Source organism: Acidaminobacter sp. JC074 (assembly GCF_022496765.1).
Lineage (GTDB): Bacteria > Bacillota > Clostridia > Peptostreptococcales > Acidaminobacteraceae > JABXKX01.
Genome location: NZ_VANV01000014.1, coordinates 64,016 through 85,303, shown reverse-complemented (window position 1 = coordinate 85,303; position 21,288 = coordinate 64,016). Strand labels below are relative to the sequence as shown.

Below are 21,288 nucleotides of genomic sequence, written 5' to 3'. Positions count from 1 at the left end.
CCATGCGTTTAGAACTAGGACATATCATAATCAAAGATGTTCAGTTTGGGGATGTTAGTAAGGTAGAAAATGGTACATTGTATGTAAATAAGGCTGAGTTAAGAGATTTACTATTACAAGACGACCATATTGCTGAAATTAACATTGAGTTAGCTAAACCAGGTGAATCAACAAGAATTACACCAGTTAAAGATGTTATTGAGCCAAGAGTGAAAGTTTCTGGCAACGGTGGTATCTTCCCTGGCGTGAAGAACAAGGTAAAAACAGTAGGTGAAGGTAGAACTCACGTACTAAAAGGTGCAGCGGTAGTAACTGCTGGTAAGATCGTTGGTTTCCAAGAAGGTATCATCGATATGAGTGGTGTTGGTGCTGAGTATACACCATTCTCAAAGCTTAACAACGTTGTAGTTGTTATTGAACCAAAAGAAGGCTTAACACAATATGAGTATGAAGCTGCAGCAAGAAATGCTGGTTTAACAGCTGGTTTATACTTAGGCGAGTTAGCTAAAGAATTAACACCAGACGAAATCGAAGTATTCGAAACTAAGCCATTATTTGAGCAAGCAAACGAATATCCTGAACTTCCAAAGGTAGGATACGTATACATGCTTCAAACTCAAGGTTTATTACATGATACTTACGTGTATGGTGTGGATGCTAAGAAAATTGTTCCAACAATCTTATATCCAACTGAAGTAATGGACGGCGCGATCTTAAGCGGTAACTGTGTATCTGCATGTGACAAGAACACGACTTACCATCACTTAAACAACCCAATCATTAAAAACTTATATGCTCAACACGGTAAAGAAATTAACTTTATGGGTGTTATTATCACAAATGAAAACGTATTCTTAGCTGATAAAGAAAGATCTTCTGACTGGACAGCTAAGTTAACTGAGTACATGGGTCTTGACGGAGCAATCGTTTCACAGGAAGGTTTCGGTAACCCAGATACAGACTTAATCATGAACTGTAAAAAAGTTGAAGGTAAAGGCGTAAAGACTGTAATCGTAACAGATGAGTATGCAGGTCAAGATGGTGGTTCTCAATCACTTGCTGATGCTGACAAGGCTGCTGATGCGGTTGTTACAGGCGGTAACGCTAACGAAGTTATCACATTACCTCCAATGGACAGAATCATTGGTATGTTAGACTATACTGACACTATCGCTGGTGGTTTTGCTGGTTCATTAAAAGAAGATGGTAGCATTGTAGCTGAGATTCAAATCATCACAGGTGCTACTAACGAGTTAGGATTTAATAAATTAACTGCTAGAACTTACTAATTTCTAGCCTAATCGAATAGAACGAAAGGATGACTGAAATGAATATTTTAGAAAATAAAAAAGTAATCATTATCGGTGACCGTGACGGTGTACCGGGTCAAGCAATTGAAGAGTGTGTTAAAACAGTTGCATCTGCAGAAGTTGTTTATTCAGCAACAGAGTGTTTTGTCTGAACGGCTGCAGGCGCAATGGATTTGGAAAATCAAAATAGGGTTAAAGCATTAACAGAAGAGCATGGTGCAGAAAATGTAGTTGTAGTTTTCGGTGCTGCTGAAGCAGAATCTGCAGGTTTAGCTGCAGAAACAGTAACTGCTGGTGATCCAACTTTCGCTGGTTCGCTTGCAGGTGTTGAACTAGGATTAACTGTATACCATGCAGTAGAGCCTACTTTCAAAGACGCTGTAAACTTTGATGTTTACGACGAGCAAGTTGGTATGATGGAAATGGTTCTTGAAGTTGAAGAAATTGAAACTGAAATGAACAACATCAGAAACGAGTTCTGTAAATACTTATAGTATTTAAATATTAATGTTACAATGATCTAACCCGTCAGAGTAGCATAGCAACATTTTGATTCCAAATCATTTGTAAGAATAGCTCGTGGAGCTATTGGAAATAAAAGAATTACCGTAAAATCGGATAAACGTGATAACGTGCATATAAGAGTTTAGAGGTGGATAAAATGAGTAAATTAAGAGTAGTTCATTATATCAATCAATTCTATGCTGGCATCGGTGGCGAAGAAAAAGCTGACATCAAGCCTGAAATCAGAGATGGTTTCGTAGGTCCTGGTATGGCTTTAAACAAGTCGTTCGGTGAGGAAGCAGAGATTGTTGCTACAGTAATCTGTGGTGACTCTTACTTCAACGAAAACATCGATGAAGTAAAAGCTGAAATTATTGATATGATTAAGTCATATAATGCAGACGTGTTTGTTGCAGGTCCTGCATTCAACGCTGGTAGATATGGTGTAGCTTGTGGTGCTATGTCAAAAGAAGTACAAGATGTACTTAACATCCCAGCAGTTACTGCAATGTACGAAGAAAACCCAGGTGCTGATATGTACAAGAAATTTGTATACACAGTAGCAACTGGTAACTCTGCTGCAACTATGAGAAAAGCTGTACCTGCTTTAGGTAAGTTAACTTTAAAAGTTGCTAAGGGTGAAGCTATTGGAACTCCTGCTGAAGAGGGTTACTTAGCTAGAGGTGTTAGAAAAAACATCTTTGAAGAAAAAATCGGTGCTGAAAGAGCGGTTGACATGCTTGTTTCTAAGTTAAAAGGAACTGAGTTTGTTACTGAGTATCCAATGCCTGCATTTGATAATGTTGAGCCAGGAAAAGCTATCGTTGACTTATCTAAGGCTAAAATTGCTTTAGTTACTTCAGGCGGTATCGTTCCAAAAGGAAACCCAGATAGAATCGCATCTTCATCTGCTCAAAACTATGGTAGATATGACATTACATCAGTAAACGACTTAACGTCAGAAACTTATGAGACTGCTCATGGTGGTTTTGACCCAGTTTACTGTAATGCTGACTCTGATAGAGTTTTACCAGTTGATATTCTAAGAGAAAAAGAAGCTGCTGGCGAAATCGGTGAGTTATACAAATACTTCTACACAACTACAGGTAATGGTACTTCAGTTAAGAATTCATTAGCATTCGCTAGAGAGTTCACTAAAGAGTTAATTGCTGATGGTGTTGACGCTGTAATCCTAACTTCTACGTGAGGCACTTGTACTCGTTGCGGTGCAACGATGGTTAAGGGTATCGAAGAATCAGGTATTCCAGTAGTACACATCTGTACAGTAGTACCAATTTCATTAACAGTTGGTGCAAACAGAATCGTTCCTGCTATTGCTATTCCTCATCCACTTGGTGATCCAAACTTAAGTGAAGAAGAAGAAACAAAAGTAAGAAGAAGAATTGTAGAAAAAGCATTAAATGCATTAACAGTTGAAGTTACTGAGCAAACAGTATTCGAAGACTAGAAATTAGAATAGGGAGATTTTTAATCTCCCTATTTTTATAAAAAATTGAAGTAGAATCACGGAGGTGTAGTGATGAATAATGCTGTTATTAAAGCGGCGGGTTATGTATTAGTGCATACACAAGATATGATTATGCACAATGGTACGACTCAAACTGTTGAGATGAGAGTCAATCCAGAATCAGATTACTTAAAAGCAGTGCCAAAGCACTTAAGAACTTTTGAAGAAGTGGTAAACTATGCGCCAAACCAAACTTACATTGGTAACATGACGCCAGCTGAGCTTGGCCAAATGGAAAAGCCATGGGTTGGTAAAGATGTGCCAAACGCAGATCGTTTTGGTAAATTTGGTGAGATCATGCCTCAAGAAGAATTCATCCTTATGCTTAAGAATGCAGATGTGTTTGACTTAGTAATGTTAGAAAAAGGTTTTGTTGCTGAATTTAAAGCGAAATATGCAGATCATAAATTAGTTACAGAGGAAGAACTTGCACAATTAGGTGAAGGTGTTGAATTATCAGAGATTGAAGAAGCTGTTGCTGATCATTCTGAAGCAATCTACCACAACGAAAAGTTAGTTGGTTGTGTTAAGAAGGCGCATGATGTAGACCCTAACTTAAATGCTCACGTTATGTTTGAAAACCTTGTAGTAAAGGCTTCTGGCGTATTAGCATTTAAACACTTAGTAGCAAACAACAACATTAACGTTGAAGACATTGATTATGTTATCGAATGTTCTGAAGAAGCATGCGGTGACATGAACCAAAGAGGTGGCGGTAACTTTGCTAAGGCGATTGCTGAGGCATGTGGTGCTGTAAACGCAACAGGATCTGACTTAAGAGGTTTCTGTGCTGCTCCAACTCATGCATTAATTTCTGCAGCTTCACTTGTTAAGTCTGGTACATACAAGAACGTAGTAATCGTTGCAGGTGGTGCAACTGCTAAGTTAGGTATGAACGGTAAAGACCATGTGAAGAAAGAAATGCCAATCATCGAAGATGTATTAGGTGGTTTCGCAGTGCTTATAAGTGCTAATGATGGTGTTAACCCTATGGTAGTTTCAGACTACATTGGTAGACATACAGTAGGAACTGGTTCGTCTCCACAAGCGGTTATTCAATCACTTATTACTATGCCGTTAGATGCTGCTGGTTTAAAAATTACTGATGTTGACAAGTACTCAGTAGAAATGCAAAACCCAGATATCACTAAGCCTGCAGGTGCTGGTGATGTACCAGAAGCGAACTATAAAATGATCGCTGCACTTGGTGTTAAGAGAAAAGAATTAGAAAGAGCTGACTTAAAAACATTTGGTGAAAAGCATGGTATGCAAGGATGGGCACCTACTCAAGGTCACATTCCATCAGGCGTTCCGTACTTAGGATTTGCAATAGATGATATGACGACTGGTGATGTTAATAGAGCTATGATCGTTGGTAAAGGTTCATTATTCTTAGGAAGAATGACAAACTTATTTGATGGTGTTTCTGTAATGATCGAAAGAAACCCAGGTAAAGTAGAAGAAGTATCAGCAGTATCTAAAGAAGAAGTAAATAAGATGGTTGCTGAAGCTATGAGAGATTTCGCTAAGCACATGTTAGCAGAATAGGAGTGTACAATGTCTGAAAATAATATTAAGAAGATGTTGGGAAACACTTTTATGGATATCGCTGATGCGATTGAAACTGGTTCATTTGGTGCAAAAGTGAGAGTTGGTATTACAACTTTAGGTTCTGAGCATGGTACTGATAACTTGGTACAAGGTGCTGAACTAGCTGCAAGAGACGCTGCGGACTTTGAAATCGTACTTATTGGTCCAAAAGTAGATACTGAGCTAGAAGTTGTAGAAGTTCAAACTGAAGCTGAAATGCATAAGAAAATGGAAGAATTACTTGATAGTGGTTATATCCAAGCTTGTGTAACAATGCACTATAGTTTCCCAATTGGTGTATCGACTGTAGGTCGAGTGATCACACCAGCTGTTGGTAAAGAAATGTTTATTGCAACAACTACAGGTACTTCAGCGACAAATCGTTCTGAAGCTATGGTTAAGAATGCTTTATATGGTATTGTAGCTGCTAAAGCTATGGGCCAAAAAGAGCCAACTGTAGGTATCTTAAATGTTGACAATGCACGTGGTGTTGAAAGAGCTTTAAGAGAGTTATCTGATAATGGTTACCCAATCAACTTTGGTGAGTCAAAAAGAGCTGATGGTGGTTCTGTTATGAGAGGTAACGACTTATTAATGGGTTCAGTAGATGTTATGGTTACTGATACTCTAACAGGAAATATCATGATGAAAGTATTTTCATCTTATACAACAGGCGGTAGCTATGAAGCCTTAGGTTATGGCTATGGTCCTGGTATTGGAATAGATTATGATAAGGCAATCTTGATCTTATCAAGAGCTTCAGGTGTACCAGTAGTAGCAAATGCTATTAAATATGCTGCATCTTTAGCTAAAGGTGGTTTATTAGATGTTGCAAAATCAGAATTTGCTGCAGCTAAAAAAGCTGGTCTAGATGAAATCTTAAAGTCTTTCCATAAAGCAGCGCCAGCTGCAGCTACTGAAGAAGTAGTTATGCCTCCAAAAGAAGTGGTTACTGCTGATATTAACGGCATTGACATATTAGATTTAGAGGATGCTTGTGAAGCATTATGGAAAGAAAAAATCTATGCTGAATCTGGTATGGGTTGTACAGGTCCAATGATTCTTATTAGTGAAGCTAATAAAGAAAGAGCCATTGAGATCTTAGCAAAAGCAGGCTATGTTGCTGCGCAAAAGCCTGACTGTTAATTAGTTTTTTAGGGATAAGCCCTTAATATATGTCCCTATAATAAGCAAATACTTTGTAAGGCCCTTTCTAACGAAAGGGCTTTACTTTGTTTGTAGGCCTTGAAACGACCCTGTTTCAGTCGTCAGAAAAGTTGAAAAATCTGAGACACTTTTAGCACATATAACATTTATAAACATTTGCTTAGAAATGCCTAAAAAACCTTTGTGTATGTTTAACAAAAAAGAAAATGGGTATGACTATGCATGTGGACAAATGTCCTTATTTCTTCTAGAATACTTTTGTACCTTAATCAGGAGTATATCTTGAAATTGTTAAGGTTTTGATTCACAAGAAGAAGTTCTTGTAACTTTTTAATGCACTTTGAAAACAAAATCATTAAAAAATGGTGATATTATTTTCACGGATTTATTTTTGAGTATTGGGAAATCGTTTTTCTTAGTATCTTCAAATAGTCTGTGGGAATATTCCGTTAATTTTAGCGGTGTGTGTGACATTTTCACAGAAAATATTAGTATATATTTGTATATAAATTATATTGTGTTTTTTTGTAAAATGAAGCACAATAAAGTGTATGGTTAATTTGCGACATTAGTCGCATTGTATTACATGAGTAATATAAAAGAAATTAGGGGAGGAACTAACATGTTAAAAAGAACAATAGCTATGCTATTAGTTGTGTTATTAGTAGCTGCAAGTTTCGTAGCTTGTGGTGGTTCTAACAACGCAGCAAACGACAATGCTGGTACTGAAACTGCTACAGAGACAGAAACTGCTACAGAGACAGAAACTGAAACTGAAACAGAAACAGAAGAAGCAACTGAGCCAGCAAATGATTATGCAGGCACAAAAGTAGGTATGGTAACTGACTCAGGTACTATTACTGATAAGTCATTCAACCAAGGTACTTGGGAAGGTATTTTATTAGCAGTAGACGAGTTTGGTATTGCTGAGAAGTACTTACAACCAGGTGGCGAAACTACAGATGATTACTTAACTGAAATTGGTAACTTAGTTGATTCTGAGCACGAGATCATTATCACACCAGGTTTCAAGTTTGAAGAAGCAATCTTCATCGCTCAAGATGAGTATCCAGATACTAACTTTGTATTAATCGATGGTACACCACACTCTGGTGACTACTCAGAGTTCAGACAAGAAAACAACGTTGTATCAGTATTCTTTGCTGAGCACGAAGCTGGTTTCTTAGCAGGTGTTGCTGCTGCTTTAGAGTCTGAGACTGGTAAAGCTGGTTTCATCGGTGGTATGGAAATTCCTCCAGTACAAAAGTTTGGTTGGGGTTTCACTGCAGGTGTTGCTTATGCTAATGCTAACTATGGCACAAACGTACAAGTTGTTGATTATATCTACCAAGGTACTTTCCATGAAGTAGATGCTGGTCAGCAAATCGCTGCTTCAATGTTCGATAAAGGCGTTGACGTAATCCATGCTGCTGCAGGTGGTGTTGGTGTTGGTGCTATCAACGAAGCTAAGACAAGAAAAACTAACGACGAAAAAGTATGGATCGTTGGTGTTGACGTAGATCAATATGCAGATGGTATGATCGAAGATGGTACATCAGTAATCTTAACTTCAGCTATGAAGAAGATTGATGTTGCTGCTTACGACTACATCAAAGCTCACTTAGAAGGAAACTTCCCAGGTGGTCAAACTATTTCATTAACTGCTAAAGAAGGCGGTGTTGGTCTTCCAGCTGAGAATCCTAACTTACAAGCAGATACAGTTGCTAAGACTGACGAAGTATTAGCTGGTTTAATCGATGGTTCAATCGTTGCTCCAGATACTGCTGAAGCTTTAGGCGAGTTCTTAAATGCTAATGGTTACACTACTCCAGATGGCGTAGTATACTAAGAAATTTTATAAGTCACTAAGTATTAGTACTTAGTGACTTTTCTTATGAAGTAATTTTATTGTATAATAATTAAGTACACCAGTAACAATAATGGTTGAGAGACAAACTGAATAAAAGTAAAATACCTGATAATATCAGGTTATTATATTGTAAATCGGGTATAAGTTTATTCAAGTATGAATTGAAAATATACAGATATTTTTTGTTACCTAGCAACTATATTGTAATCGGTTACAGTTGTTATTGAGGAAAAGGAGGGAAAGAATGGATTATATTATTGAGCTTCTCAATATAACAAAAGAATTTCCAGGTATCAAAGCAAATGATAATGTCACATTAAAACTAAAACCACAAACAATCCATGCTGTTTTAGGTGAAAATGGTGCTGGAAAATCTACTCTAATGAGTATTCTTTTCGGGTTATACCAACCAGAGGAAGGAAAGATTAGAGTTCGTGGTAAAGATGTTAAAATCACTAATCCAAATATTGCGAATGACTTAGGTATTGGTATGGTGCATCAGCACTTTAAGCTTGTGGAAGACTTTACAGTTGTAGAAAACATCATACTAGGTTCAGAGCCTACAACGAAGTTTGGTACAATCGATATTGCTTCAGCAGCTGAGAAAGTATCAAGAATCAGTGAGCAATACGGATTAAAAGTTGATCCTTATGCTAAAATCAAAGATATTTCTGTTGGTATGCAACAGAGAGTTGAGATTTTGAAAATGTTATATAGAGATGCCGAGGTATTAATCTTTGATGAGCCTACTGCTGTATTAACACCGCAGGAAATTGAAGAACTATTGAATATCATGAAGGGTCTTATTAAAAAAGGTAAGTCTATTCTTCTTATCACTCATAAGCTTGCAGAGATCAAACAAGTTGCTGATGAATGTTCTGTTTTACAAAAAGGTCGTTATATCGGTACAGTTAATGTTGCTGAGACAGACACATTGAAAATGGCTGAAATGATGGTTGGTAGAAACGTTAACTTTACAGTTGAAAAAACAGAAGCTAAACCAAAGCAGACAGTTTTAAAAGTTGAGAACATCATGTTACAAGGTGAAACGGATAAGCCTATCATAAACAATGTATCATTTGAAGTTAAGGCTGGTGAAATTTTCTGTGTAGCTGGTATCGAAGGTAACGGACAAACAGAACTAGTAGAACTAATTACTGGTTTAGAGAAACTGACATCAGGTAAGATAACGCTTAATAATAATGAAATTCAGAATCTTTCTATTAGAAAGAGAACTGAAGCAGGTATAGGTCATATTCCTGAAGATAGACATAAACATGGTCTTGTACTTGAGTATTCAGTTGAAGAAAATATGGCACTTCAAACTTACTACATGGAACCATTATCTAAAAATGGTATCATCAACAGAGGTGAGGTTAGAAAGTTATCTGACGAGCTTATTGAAAGATTTGATGTTAGATCAGGTAAGGGTTCTGAGACAACAGCAAGATCGATGTCTGGTGGTAACCAACAGAAGGCGATCATCGCTCGTGAAATCAACAGAAGTCCTGATTTATTAATCGCTGTTCAGCCTACTAGAGGTCTAGACGTAGGTGCGATTGAGTATATTCATAAAGAATTAATTAGAGAAAGAGATTCTGGTAAAGCAGTACTTTTAGTATCTCTTGAATTAGATGAAGTATTAGATGTATCTGATAGAATTGCCGTTATGTACGAAGGTGAAATCATGGATACAGTTTACTCTAAAGATACAAACGAAAATGAATTAGGTCTTATGATGACTGGTTCTAAAAAGGCAGGTGACAAATAGTGAGAGAATGGTTAAAGAAAGAAAAAACTTTAGAACGTATAGCCCCATTTGCTGCTATTTTGTTCGGTTTAATTGTTGGTGTTCTATTAATCTTATTTACTAAGAACAGTCCAGCAGAAGGTTTTAAATACTTATTCCAGGGTGCTACAGGCATCAAGAACTGGGAAATTACTAACTGGAAAAAGATTGGTAATTTACTTCTAGTAGCGACACCTCTAATGTTAGCAGGTTTAGCAGTAGCATTCTCATTCAGAACAGGTATCTTCAACATTGGTGTATCTGGTCAGATGTTAGTTGGTGGTCTTGCTGCTACAGTAGTAGGTACTCAATTTGAATCAATCCCAAGACTTATTCATGTACCTATGGTAATTGTTGTTGCAGCTATCGCTGGTGCTTTATGGGCCTTTGTGCCTGCAATACTAAAGGCTAAATATAAGGTTAATGAGGTTGTTACAACCATCATGATGAACTATATAGCCTTAGAGACAGTAAGTTATGTTGTAAGAAACTTCATTCAGTCAGATCACTTCGATACTGAATCTATGAAGGTTTTACCTACAGCTACTTTAAGAATGGATTGGTTAACAGCTTTATTTGATAGATCAAATGTCAATATGGGTTTATTTATTGCCCTAATTGTTGCAGTAATCTATGCATTTATTTTAAATAGAACGACATTTGGTTATGAACTAAAGGCCGTAGGTTATAACAAAGATGCTTCTGAATACGCAGGTATCAAGGTAAACACTAGAATTCTACATGCATTAATGATTTCAGGTGGTATCGCTGGTTTAGCAGGTGTTACATTCTACTTAGGTAATACAGATCATATTGCAATTGGTAAGTTGCCAACTTATGGTTTCGATGGTATCGTTGTTGCTTTATTAGGTCTTAACTCTGCTATAGGTATCGTATTATCATCATTGCTTCTTGCATTCTTCAAGGTTGGTGCTGGTTCAGTTAAGGCAAACTTAGTTAACAATGTACCGAACCAGTTGGTTCCAATGATTATTTCAGTTATTATTTACTTCTCTGCAACATCTGAGATGTTCAAGAAGATGATTAAAAAACTGGTTTCAAGTAAGAAAAAAGGAGGTGCTAAATAATGTTAGAGTTCTTATATCAAATATTCCCATATGCACTAGCATTTACAGCACCGATTCTTATAACAGCTATTGGTGGTTTGATTTCAGAAAGATCTGGTGTAGTTAACATTGGTCTTGAAGGTTTAATGATCATCGGTACTTTTGTAGGTGCTTATGTCATTCACTTATACACTCAAAACTTAGACCCTGGTCAAGGTGTTTCCTTCGGCATGGTGTCATCAGCTTTATTAGCTGCTGCCCTAGCAGGTGGTATATTTGCACTGCTACATGCTTATGCGAGTATTTCTCTTAATGCTAATCAGATTATCTCTGGTACAGCAATCAATATGCTTGCTGCTGCATTTGCATTATTCATGTCAGAATTATTAACAGGTTCTGAAAGATTAGGTGTATTATCAGGTGTTGAAAGATTTGACTTCCCTGTATTAAGTAAGATTCCTTTAATAGGACCTTTGTTCTTTACTAAAATGTATATGACAACTTACTTGGTACTGTTCATAGTATTAATCGTATGGTTTGTACTTTATAAGACGCCATTCGGTTTACGTTTAAGATCATGTGGTGAATTCCCTCAAGCTTCAGCTTCTATGGGTATCAACGTTATCAGAATGAGATACATTGGTGTATTCTTCTCTGGTGTATTCGCAGGTCTAGGTGGTGCAATTCTAGTATTAACTTACAAGGGTGAGTTTACTGGTGCCGTTGATGGTTTAGGTTTCTTGGCCTTAGCTACATTAATCTTCGGTCAGTGGAAGCCTTGGAGAGTTGTTGGTGCTTCGTTCTTCTTTGGTTTTATGAGAACAATGTCAACTATGGCTTCTGTTAATGACAGCTTAAAGGCATTAGCACTTCCACAAGAACTTTACAAAGCGTTACCATACGTATTAACATTAGTAGCATTATTACTATTCAGTAAGAACGCAGTTGGTCCAAAAGCAGCTGGTGAAAGCTACGATGCAGGTAAAAGATAAAGTATTTAAGATCAAAATCTTAGGATTTTGGTCTTTTTTTTAGTTTTTGACTTAAAATTAATTATTTTAATGTATATATTAATATTATTTAGTTTATAATTAAAAATATTAATTTTGGTATTGACTTAAACTTTTTTTGGGTGTATATTGAACTTAAGATAAGACATAAGGAGGAAAAATGAAAAGAAATGTTTTAGGTACTTGCCCAGTTTGTTCATCACACTTAGATGTTACAGAATTACATTGTCCGGACTGTCATACAAGTATAAAAGGTGAATTTAAGCTAGATAAGTTTAATTACTTGTCTAAAGAAGAAAAGTATTTTATTGAAATATTTGTGAAGAATCGTGGGAATATCAAGGAAATTGAAAAAGATTTAGGGATATCTTATCCGACTGTTAAGAAAAACTTGGAGCAGGTTATTGAAGCTTTGGGTTATGGACAGCAAGCAGAAGAAAAGAAGTTGAGTAAAGAGGAAATACTTGAGAAACTTTCAAATGGCGAAATGACATCAGAAGAAGCCATGAGAATGATCAAAGATTTATAGGAGGTTGGTATGTCTAGTGAAAAGATGAAGATACTTGAGATGGTCGAAAAAAAGACCATATCAGTCGATGAAGGTCTAAAATTATTAAATGCTTTGGAAAAACTTGAAAGTTCAACGGTGCTTTCAGAGGCATCTAAAGAAAGCATACAAGAAAATATAAATGAAGCCCTCGAAAGTGCTGAAGAAGATAGGGCGGAAGCTTTAGAAGAATTATCTGAGGAACTTGAGGAAATTGTTGAGGACCTTGAAGAAGAAATTGATGAAATGGTTGAAGAGATTGAAGATGCCTATGATGATGTGACAGACAATATGGATGAAGATGCTAAAGAGGCACTTCATGAAAAAGTGGATGAAATAAGATCCAAGGCAGAAGAAATCAAGGAAAAAGTGAAGGTTAATGTTAACATCAATGGTCAGAAGTTTAAGAAGGAATTTTACACTGATGACTTTAAGAACATCTTCCACAATGACTTGAAAAAAGAATTTGAAGGACTTAAAAAGAGCTTCAAAGGAGACCTTAAATCATTTAGTAAAGAGGCCAAAAGATTTGGAGAAGAAATGTCTAAACTCGGTAGAGAAACTGCTAACATCACAAAGGATGTTGTTGATGAAGCATTTTCAGTTTTGAATGAAGTTGACTTAACAGGCCAAGCAGAGTTTTCAGAGGACGAGTTTCAAATGGATCCGGACACAGAGGTAAGAAATTACAACTTAGCCCAAGAGTTTTCCATAGACTGTGACGGTAAGAAAGATGTTGCCATTAATGTGATTTCAACAGATGTAAATATAGTGACTGAAGAGAGAGATGATATACTGGTTAATTACATCAAATACAATCCAGCAGATGAAGGGCGTTTTGTAGTTGTGGTTGAAGAGGACTCAAAGAAAGTTAAAATTACTGAAAAGTCTGATGCCAAGAAGAAAAGAATGTTCAATTTTCAATCTGGCGGCAGAGAACTATTGGTTAGACTACCACGTAAATACAAGGAAAGTTTAAGTGTTAAAACAGTATCAGGTGATTTAGACTTAAACTACTTAGACAGCGATTTCTTTAGATTCACTTCAGTGTCAGGGGATGTAACAGCTGATATCGTTTATTCAGTCAACAGTCTGGTGAAGACAACATCTGGTGACTGTGAAATAGGCTTATTCAGAGGCTCTATGATGTTTTCAAGCGTATCTGGCGATCTGCAGATGAAATACGAACACTTAGATGGCGATATGACAGCTAAAACAGTATCAGGTGATTTAGATGTTGTTCTACCTAAGAATTCAGAGTTTGAGGTCATGGCAAAAAGTGTTTCTGGGTCTATGACATGTGATTTTCCAATGACAGTCATAGGTACTCAAAAGAGAGGTAGAATGAGAGGTCAGGTTGGAAGTGATGCCAATAAAGTAACTGCATCAACTACTTCTGGAAGTTTACATTTAATCAGGTATTAAGGAGAAAATCATGATAGGTTGTCTTGATTGCATGGCACTAAAGGATTCGATAGAAGATAAAACTGAATATTGTATATCACCTAATAAACCATGTGAACAAGTAAAAATCAAGAAGAAAAATGATACCTATTACTATGGTGAAGTGATTATACTTTGAAGACAGACGGCATTGCCGTCTGTTTTAATGTTTTAATAGTGGGTAGGTTATCTATGAAAGGAGATGAGATAATGAAAAAGTTATTTGTAATGATTTTGGTTGTCTTATTGGTACTGGTTGCTTGTGGCAAAGAAGCAGCATTAGAAACTCAGGAAAAAGTGATAGAAAGTCAAGAAGGCATAGAAAATGTAGAAGTGGATAAGGATCAAACAGAAATTACGACAACAGATGGTACCAAGGTAACCGTATCCAATGATATGGAAGAAAGTATTGCCATACCTGAAGCCTATCCAGAAGATGTCTTACCAGTCTTTGATGATGCACATATCGTAGCGGCTTCTGAAAATGACGATGGCTCTTTTATGATTATGGCAGCAACAAATGAGGCATTTGATGAAATCGTTTCTTATTATGAAGAAATCTTAGATGGCTCAGAGGTAACCATGCAGCAAACATCTGCTGATACTTATCTTAATATGGGAAATCTAAAGGAGCATGGTTACACAGTGACCATTTCAAAGTCAATGGATGAAAGTTTTGGTTTTGAAAATTCATTTACATTGATCATCATGGAGCAAATAGATATGGGAGAAACTGAATCAGAAGAGGTAATCGTTGATGAGGTTGTAGACATGGCGCCAGCAGAACTTGTTATACCTGATGGTGTGACTTGGCCTGAAAATTATCCAGAGGACATCATACCTGCTTATGACAAGGCTTATACAGAAGTTAAAATGGCAGTAACTCAAGGAGATGAGTCTATGATTGGATTTATGACTGAGGACAAGTTAGATGTTGTTGTTGATTATTATACGGACTACCTTGAAGGTGCAGGGGATTTTACAAAGGTGGAGATGTCTGGTACCAATATGCTTTCTGGTACCATTGATGGCTTGATGATTACAATTATGTTAACTGAAAATGATGGCTCATTTGGAGAGGATGAACGCTTTAAGACCTTGATTCAAATCGTCTATTAGAGTGAGATTAGAAAACAATTAGAAAGCATTTTGACCTATTGTTATCCTATTTTTCGCGTGTTATTCTTGACCTAGGAGGGGTGACATGAAGAGATTATTTTTATTAGGATTGATAGCTTGGGTATTCTTATCGGGCTGTAGTGTAGATTTTAACTTAGGTTCATTAGGATCTAACGAGGCAATTAGGTTTTCTGGCTATGACGAGTTTAAGAAAATGGAAGAAGAATTAGATAGTGATTATTTTGCAGTAGACAAAAGTATTGAAGTAAAAGAAAAGGATGTGGATGCCTTATTATTTGGTACAGTTTCAGGTGACATTGAGATTGTCTATGAAAACAGAAAAACAGTACTGATTCATTATTATGGTTTCTTTAGTGATAAAGACAAAGAGCCAGAATATAAAATCAGTGAAAAAGGTGATGTTAAATTTGAGGTGACATGGAATAATCTAAGAGGCCCTCACCATACAGAAATGATGGTTTATCTACCTAACGATATGGATGTTTCTATGACAGGTGATTCAGTATCTGGTGATATCCGTTCTGACAAGCTTTTATCTGAAGAATTGAAAATGAACACGGTATCTGGTGATATAAAGTTGGCTACTGTTATGGCTGAAAAAGTTACTTTTGAATCTGTTTCAGGCAAAATTCATATAGAAGAACTTGAAGGTGAAGATCTTAAAGCAGAAACAGTATCTGGCGATGTAACAATATATTCTGATTTAGAGACATGTAGGATTGATACAACATCGGGAGATATTAATTTAGAAGTCAAAGAGCAAAAAGGTGATTTAAATATAGATACAGTATCAGGTGATGTTTCACTAGCTTCAAAGAAGTACAATGCTTCTATAGACTTAGATAGCGTATCAGGTGATATTCAAGTTCAGGTAAATATGGACGTTGTGACAAAGAAGGATCATTCATTAACAGGTAAGATTGAATCTGGCAAGTATGCCATAAATATTGAAACCGTTTCTGGTGATATAGAACTTAAATAAAATACTCCCTTAATAGTAGCCGTTTTGAGAGAACAGCTTGCCATTAAGGGAGTTTTTATATCTTGTTAAAACGATAGCCCGCCCCCCATACAGTTTCAATGATCTTAGGGTCGGATGGATTGATTTCTATCTTTTCTCTGACTCTTTTTATATGAACAGCAACAGTTCGAATATCCCCATAACCATCAAAACCCCAGAGTTTTTCAAATAAAGCTTCTTTACTGAAAACAATATTAGGATTGGTCATTAGAAAGTGAAGGAGGTCAAACTCTCTTGTTGTTAAAACGAGTTCTTCATCAAATTTATAAACCCGTCTTGAATCAGCTTCAAGTGTTAAAGAAGAGAGTTTAATGATGTTCTTCTCATCACTGGTGTTGATCAGTCTTTTATAACGGCCTATATGGGCTTTGACACGAGCAATCAGCTCTTGTGGACTAAAAGGCTTGGTCATATAATCATCTGCACCTAAGCCGAGACCTCTTATTTTATCAATATCCTCACTACGTGCTGTTACCATAATTATCGGGATTTCCTTTTGACTTCTTATGTCTTTACATATTTGAAAGCCTGAAACTTCTCCTAGCATTACATCTAAAATAACCAGGTCAAAATCTTCCTTAAGAGCTAAATCCCACCCTTTCTTGCCATCTGTCTCAATGGTCACATCATAACCATTTATGGTTAGATAATCCTGTTGCAGTTCTGCGATATCAATTTGATCTTCTATGATTAATATTTTATCCATTGTGTTCTCCTTGTTTAGGAAGTTCTATAGTAATGGTTGTCCACATACCTTTTTTACTACTGGCATAAACAGAACCCTGGTGATTTTCAATGATTTGGTAAACAATGGCCAGTCCGAGGCCAGAAGACCCCATATTGGTATTTCTTGAGGCGTCTGCCCTATAAAATCTTTTAAATATATGTGGTAGATTATCTTCGTGGATGCCTTTGCCGTTGTCTGTGATTTCGATAGTCAAAGTAGAATCAGTTTCCGAAAGGCTGATGTCAATTATTTTATCATTTTTATCAAAATGTTTATCCGAGTTGGATATAATATTTTGCATGACTTGTCTAAGTCTTAATGTATCGGCATGCACAAGCGTATGATTGAGCTGAGGCATGGTCCAGTTTACTTGTATGTTTCTTTCTTCTAAATCAAGTTTTAGTTCATCTACATAATAGTCTAAGAAACGATCAAGGTGAATAGGCTTCAAATCAAACTCTACTTGGTTAACATCTAATTTAGAGTACAAGAACAAGTCGTTGATAAGATTATCTAAATGCATGGTGTTGTTGTATATGATGTTGAGATACTTATCCATCTTCTCAGGTGTTGTTGCCAAACCATCATTAATTGCAGTAACATAACCCTTGATTGATGCAATTGGGGTTTTTAAGTCATGAGAAATGTTTGCAATCAGTTCTTTTCTGTTATTCTCATAAGTCTTAAGATTATTCCTCATATTGTCAAAGGCTTTATAGACATCACCAATCTCATCTTTTCTAGGTGTATCAAACTCAAAATCGTAGTTTCCATGACTGACATTATTAGCTACTGTAATAAGTTGTTGTGAATCGGGTAATGCTTTTTTAGTAGCAAAGAATATAAAGATGGCATGGAATATGGTAAACATGATAAGACTTGTGAAAACACGTTCAACAAATATATTTCTCAGTTGCTTGGAAGCAGATGTAAACTCAGCATGTTGGTAGGTAATCTCATATATTTTATTATTCCGCTCTAGTGTAAATTGTGAGCTATGAAGCGGCACATCTTCTGGAATTTCCTTGTTGGCTTCATAAATAACTATACCGTTTTCTTTTATGAGTAAATCTGCTACATCGAAGTATCTGTTAAATAGCAAGTTGATATAAGCTTGACTGCTTGCAAGTGAAGGTTCCGATTCTGTAGTAGCAATCAGATTTCTCTCAAACGGGTGGGTTTGGTCTGCTTCTGAAGACGGCGTTATTGTTGAGAACTCTCTTGTGATAAAAGTTCTTACTTTTGTGTTAAGACTGGTGGTCATAAATGCAAATATGATTAGAGGTATAAGTACACTTAACATATATGACAGAATTAATTTTCTTTTTAAACTCATAACTTATCCTTTCTAATATTATTGTACATTAAAAGAGAAAACCAACCAAGAAGGTTGGTCTGAATTATTCGTATCTAAGTGCTTCGATAGGATCGAGCTTGGAAGCTTTATTAGCAGGGTAAACCCCAAATCCTACACCGATTGCTGTTGAAAAAGTTGTTGCAAGTAGAATGGATGTCATTGAGATACTCATTTCCATGCCCATGATGTTAGCAGCAATTTGAGTAAATATGGATCCCAGTCCAACGCCTATCATACCACCGATTAAACATATGGTAACTGCTTCTATTAGAAACTGAACCAGTATGTCAGGTCTTTTGGCACCTAGAGCTTTTCTGATACCGATTTCTCTTGTTCTTTCAGTTACAGATACCAGCATGATGTTCATAACGCCAATACCACCAACAACCAGTGAAATACCGGCTATAGCACTGACTAACAGAGTGACTTGACCAAGAACGTCTGTTACCATTTCGATTTGTGATGCCATACTGTAGTAGCGGTACTTAAAATCTCCAAAGTTTTGATGTCTTTTTGAAATAAAATCAATGATCTCTTGTGAGACGGTTTCTATATCTTGGTTTTCATTGAGTGTAATTGAAATTGTGTTAAACTCACCATTCTTCTTAAGTACTTTATCAGCTGTTGTATAAGGAATATATGACGATGACATAGAAAATCCAAGTGAAGAATCTTCCACTTCATAAACACCCACGATGGTGTACTTTTGAGTATTTTTTCCTGTTTTGATAAGTATACTCTCACCAGCTACTTGCGTTGTGCCGTAAAGTGCTGTAGCTGTTTCGTTGTCTATAATAATGACATTGCGGTATTCTGTGACATCCGTTTCAGCAAAAGTTCTGCCGGCAATCATGTTGAGGGTGTTAACATCTTCAACGTGTTCATCAGCAGATTTAAGTGTAATATCAGTTTCTGTTACATCTGCGATAATGGTACCATTGCCTTGATAATTAGGAATGGCAGACAATACTTGATCACCAAATTCTTCAGTGATGGCAGTAATATCATTTTGATTGAGCTCCTCAGAAGGCGCAATGTCGACATTTCTCTCATATGTCACACTGATATTATTTAGGCCTAAAGAACCTAAATCGGAAGAAATAGAGGCTTGAGAGCCGTCACCAATTGCCAATATAGTTACAACTGATGAAATACCGATGATAAGACCCAGCATGGTTAAAAGGGATCTCATTTTGTTTGATCGGATAGATGAGATTGCTATGTTAAACAGCTCTAGTATTTTCATTGTTCCTCCTATCCTCAGCTATCTTACCATCTCGGATGGTTAATGTTCTTTCAGTATGAGCAGCTACTTCGTCTTCGTGTGTAACGATGATGATGGTTGCACCATCTTTATGAAGATTATCAAAGAGCCCTAGTATATCTTTTGTTGATTTTGAATCTAGATTCCCTGTTGGTTCGTCAGCAAGTATGATAGATGGGTTATTGACAAGCGCTCTTGCCACTGCAACCCTTTGCTTCTGACCACCTGATAATTCGGATGGCTTATGGTCGTATCTGTCAGAAAGACCGACACGATCAAGAACAGTTTTAGCCATTTCTCTACGTTTTTTTCTTCCGATACCCGTATATATAAGGGGCAGTTCAACATTCTCTAATGCCGTTAGCTTGGGTAGTAAGTTAAAGGATTGAAAGACAAATCCAATCTTGTTGTTTCTGATATCAGCTAATTGTGCGTTTGACATTTCACTTGTTTCACTTGTATCCAATGAATAACCCCCATCTGTTGGCTTATCCAAACATCCAAGAATATTCATTAAGGTTGATTTTCCAGAACCAGAAGGACCTATGATTGAAACATATTCGCCTTCTTTGATATAGACATCAATGTTATCAACTGCTTTGACCAGTGTTTCATCCATACCATAATATTTTTTTAATTCTTTAATATGAATCATAAGTCACCACCTAATTGCCGTTCTTTTGCATACCAGCTGGTCTCTGGCCGCCGTTCATGCCACCCATGCCTGGTAATCTTAAACCATTTGTGTTAGTCATTTGTGCAGTTGTAGCATTGATTACAATTTGGTCATCTTCCATAATTTCATCAGAAATAATCTCTACAAACATATCCGATACAATACCCTTTTCAACAGGAATTGTCATTTCCTCACCGTTTCTAGAAATTAAAAGCATGGTGCCTTTTTGTGTTGTTATAAGTGATTCGTAAGGTACCATCATGGCATTATCTTTTGAGGCAACAACAATTTCAATGTTAGCAGTAAAGTTAACCTTGATATTTTGATCGACCTCATTGATATCGATTGTAATCGGAACGATGATCTCACCACCTTCATTAGAGGCTTTTGGAGCAATGTATGAAACTTGACCATCATAAACCTTATCATCGCCTAAAAGTTCTATTTTAACTGTTTGTCCCAATCCGATAGAGTTAATGTCGTACTCTGATACTGATGCTTCTACAGTTAGATTTTGAAGGTCCTCAATTGCAAATAAGAGTTCGCCGTTATTAAAAGATTTGTTGATGTCATCGTAAACTGTTACAAGTGTACCGTTTACAGGTGCGTAAATAGTTGCCGCTTCGATATCCTCTAATATGTTATCAATTTCTAGTTGGTCTATTTCAATTTTAGTTTCTAGTGACGCAATGGCTTCGCTGTTATCTGTATTTTTCAGATTTTCCTTAGCTGTTACATAAGATACATAGGCATTTTCTAAAGCCGTTTGGCTGTTAGTTAATGCTTCTTGTGTGATAATGCCTGAGTCATACAATGCTTGATTGTTGTCCAAATCTTTCTTTGCCTGATTATAAGCATTCAGGGCCTTGTCATAATTGGCAACAGTTGTCGAGTTGCTTTGATTGAGTAGATCATTTAATGACTTCTGGTCATTTTGTAATGAATACTCAGCAGATTTTAGCGATTTTTCTAAATCTGAAGTATCTAAAAGTGCGATGACGTCACCTTCTTTTACAATGTCACCTTCTTTAAAGTTGATGACGGAAAAAGTAGAAGCATATGCCGCATAAAGATTGTTGGTGTTTTTTGTCGCTACAAGACCATCGCTGAAGATTGTTTTTTCTATGTGTCCAGTCGTAATAGGGGCCAGTACTGTTGTTGGTGTTGCAGCTTCAACAGGTTGGTTTGTAGATTGGTAATAGAAGTATCCTCCGCCAGCTAATGCTAAGATTAGTAAACCTATAATTATTTTCTTTTTCATGTTATTCCTCTCCTTAA

General features: G+C 36.5%; 19 protein-coding genes. 14 read left to right on the top strand and 5 right to left on the bottom strand.

Annotated features, from left to right (window positions below):
* Positions 1-2: 2 nt before the first annotated feature.
* From EZV73_RS16405 to EZV73_RS16340, 14 genes are all read left to right on the top strand, one after another.
* Positions 3-1,289 (top strand): glycine/sarcosine/betaine reductase component B subunit, encoded by a 1,287-nt coding sequence (locus EZV73_RS16405; RefSeq protein WP_240841490.1) that lies wholly within the window; start codon positions 3-5, stop codon positions 1,287-1,289.
* 38 nt (positions 1,290-1,327) lie between these two features.
* Complete coding sequence (grdA, locus tag EZV73_RS16400; protein ID WP_240841489.1) at positions 1,328-1,804, top strand: glycine/sarcosine/betaine reductase complex selenoprotein A; 477 nt, start codon at positions 1,328-1,330, stop codon at positions 1,802-1,804.
* A 167-nt stretch (positions 1,805-1,971) separates the two neighbouring features.
* Positions 1,972-3,282 (top strand): glycine reductase complex selenoprotein B, encoded by a 1,311-nt coding sequence (gene grdB / locus EZV73_RS16395; protein WP_240841488.1) that lies wholly within the window; start codon positions 1,972-1,974, stop codon positions 3,280-3,282.
* A gap of 72 nt (positions 3,283-3,354) precedes the next feature.
* The gene (gene grdC, locus EZV73_RS16390) at positions 3,355-4,890 is read left to right on the top strand and encodes a glycine/sarcosine/betaine reductase complex component C subunit beta (protein ID WP_240841487.1); all 1,536 of its coding nucleotides are present in this window, start codon (positions 3,355-3,357) and stop codon (positions 4,888-4,890) included.
* Between the two features lie 9 nt (positions 4,891-4,899).
* Positions 4,900-6,078: a glycine/sarcosine/betaine reductase complex component C subunit alpha gene (grdD, locus tag EZV73_RS16385; RefSeq protein WP_240841486.1), complete on the top strand. Its 1,179-nt coding sequence runs from the start codon at positions 4,900-4,902 to the stop codon at positions 6,076-6,078.
* 643 nt (positions 6,079-6,721) lie between these two features.
* On the top strand, positions 6,722-7,948 hold the full coding sequence (locus EZV73_RS16380) for a BMP family protein (protein WP_240841485.1): 1,227 nt from the start codon (positions 6,722-6,724) through the stop codon (positions 7,946-7,948).
* A gap of 265 nt (positions 7,949-8,213) precedes the next feature.
* Positions 8,214-9,740 carry an ABC transporter ATP-binding protein gene (locus EZV73_RS16375; protein ID WP_240841484.1) on the top strand — a complete coding sequence of 509 codons (1,527 nt, stop codon included), beginning with the start codon at positions 8,214-8,216 and terminating at the stop codon, positions 9,738-9,740.
* Complete coding sequence (locus EZV73_RS16370) at positions 9,740-10,846, top strand: ABC transporter permease (RefSeq protein WP_240841483.1); 1,107 nt, start codon at positions 9,740-9,742, stop codon at positions 10,844-10,846. Before EZV73_RS16375 ends, EZV73_RS16370 begins: the two co-directional genes overlap by 1 nt.
* A complete protein-coding gene (locus tag EZV73_RS16365; RefSeq protein ID WP_240841482.1) occupies positions 10,846-11,817 on the top strand; it encodes an ABC transporter permease in 972 nt (323 codons plus the stop codon). Before EZV73_RS16370 ends, EZV73_RS16365 begins: the two co-directional genes overlap by 1 nt.
* 178 nt (positions 11,818-11,995) lie before the next feature.
* Complete coding sequence (locus EZV73_RS16360) at positions 11,996-12,364, top strand: DUF2089 domain-containing protein (protein WP_240841481.1); 369 nt, start codon at positions 11,996-11,998, stop codon at positions 12,362-12,364.
* A 9-nt stretch (positions 12,365-12,373) separates the two neighbouring features.
* Positions 12,374-13,807, top strand: a complete 1,434-nt coding sequence (locus tag EZV73_RS16355) for a DUF4097 family beta strand repeat-containing protein (protein WP_240841480.1) — start codon at positions 12,374-12,376, stop codon at positions 13,805-13,807.
* 10 nt (positions 13,808-13,817) lie between these two features.
* A complete protein-coding gene (locus tag EZV73_RS16350; protein ID WP_240841479.1) occupies positions 13,818-13,964 on the top strand; it encodes a hypothetical protein in 147 nt (48 codons plus the stop codon).
* 71 nt (positions 13,965-14,035) lie between these two features.
* On the top strand, positions 14,036-14,944 hold the full coding sequence (locus tag EZV73_RS16345) for a hypothetical protein (RefSeq protein WP_240841478.1): 909 nt from the start codon (positions 14,036-14,038) through the stop codon (positions 14,942-14,944).
* Between the two features lie 85 nt (positions 14,945-15,029).
* Positions 15,030-15,947, top strand: coding sequence for a DUF4097 family beta strand repeat-containing protein (locus EZV73_RS16340; protein WP_240841477.1), 918 nt, complete (start codon positions 15,030-15,032; stop codon positions 15,945-15,947).
* Between the two features lie 55 nt (positions 15,948-16,002).
* On the opposite strand, the gene EZV73_RS16335 is transcribed toward EZV73_RS16340, so the two are convergent.
* The 5 genes from EZV73_RS16335 to EZV73_RS16315 all read right to left on the bottom strand — a co-directional run bounded on the left by EZV73_RS16335 (position 16,003) and on the right by EZV73_RS16315 (position 21,271).
* Entirely contained in the window at positions 16,003-16,692 is a 690-nt protein-coding gene (locus tag EZV73_RS16335) for a response regulator transcription factor (protein WP_240841476.1), read from the bottom strand.
* Entirely contained in the window at positions 16,685-18,049 is a 1,365-nt protein-coding gene (locus tag EZV73_RS16330; protein WP_240841475.1) for a cell wall metabolism sensor histidine kinase WalK, read from the bottom strand. The genes EZV73_RS16335 and EZV73_RS16330 overlap by 8 nt, the downstream gene beginning before the upstream one ends.
* A 64-nt stretch (positions 18,050-18,113) precedes the next feature.
* The gene (locus tag EZV73_RS16325) at positions 18,114-19,316 is read right to left on the bottom strand and encodes an ABC transporter permease (RefSeq protein WP_240841474.1); all 1,203 of its coding nucleotides are present in this window, start codon (positions 19,314-19,316) and stop codon (positions 18,114-18,116) included.
* Positions 19,294-19,989, bottom strand: a complete 696-nt coding sequence (locus tag EZV73_RS16320) for an ABC transporter ATP-binding protein (protein WP_240841473.1) — start codon at positions 19,987-19,989, stop codon at positions 19,294-19,296. Before EZV73_RS16320 ends, EZV73_RS16325 begins: the two co-directional genes overlap by 23 nt.
* A 10-nt stretch (positions 19,990-19,999) precedes the next feature.
* Positions 20,000-21,271, bottom strand: a complete 1,272-nt coding sequence (locus tag EZV73_RS16315) for an efflux RND transporter periplasmic adaptor subunit (protein ID WP_240841472.1) — start codon at positions 21,269-21,271, stop codon at positions 20,000-20,002.
* Positions 21,272-21,288: the final 17 nt, after the last annotated feature.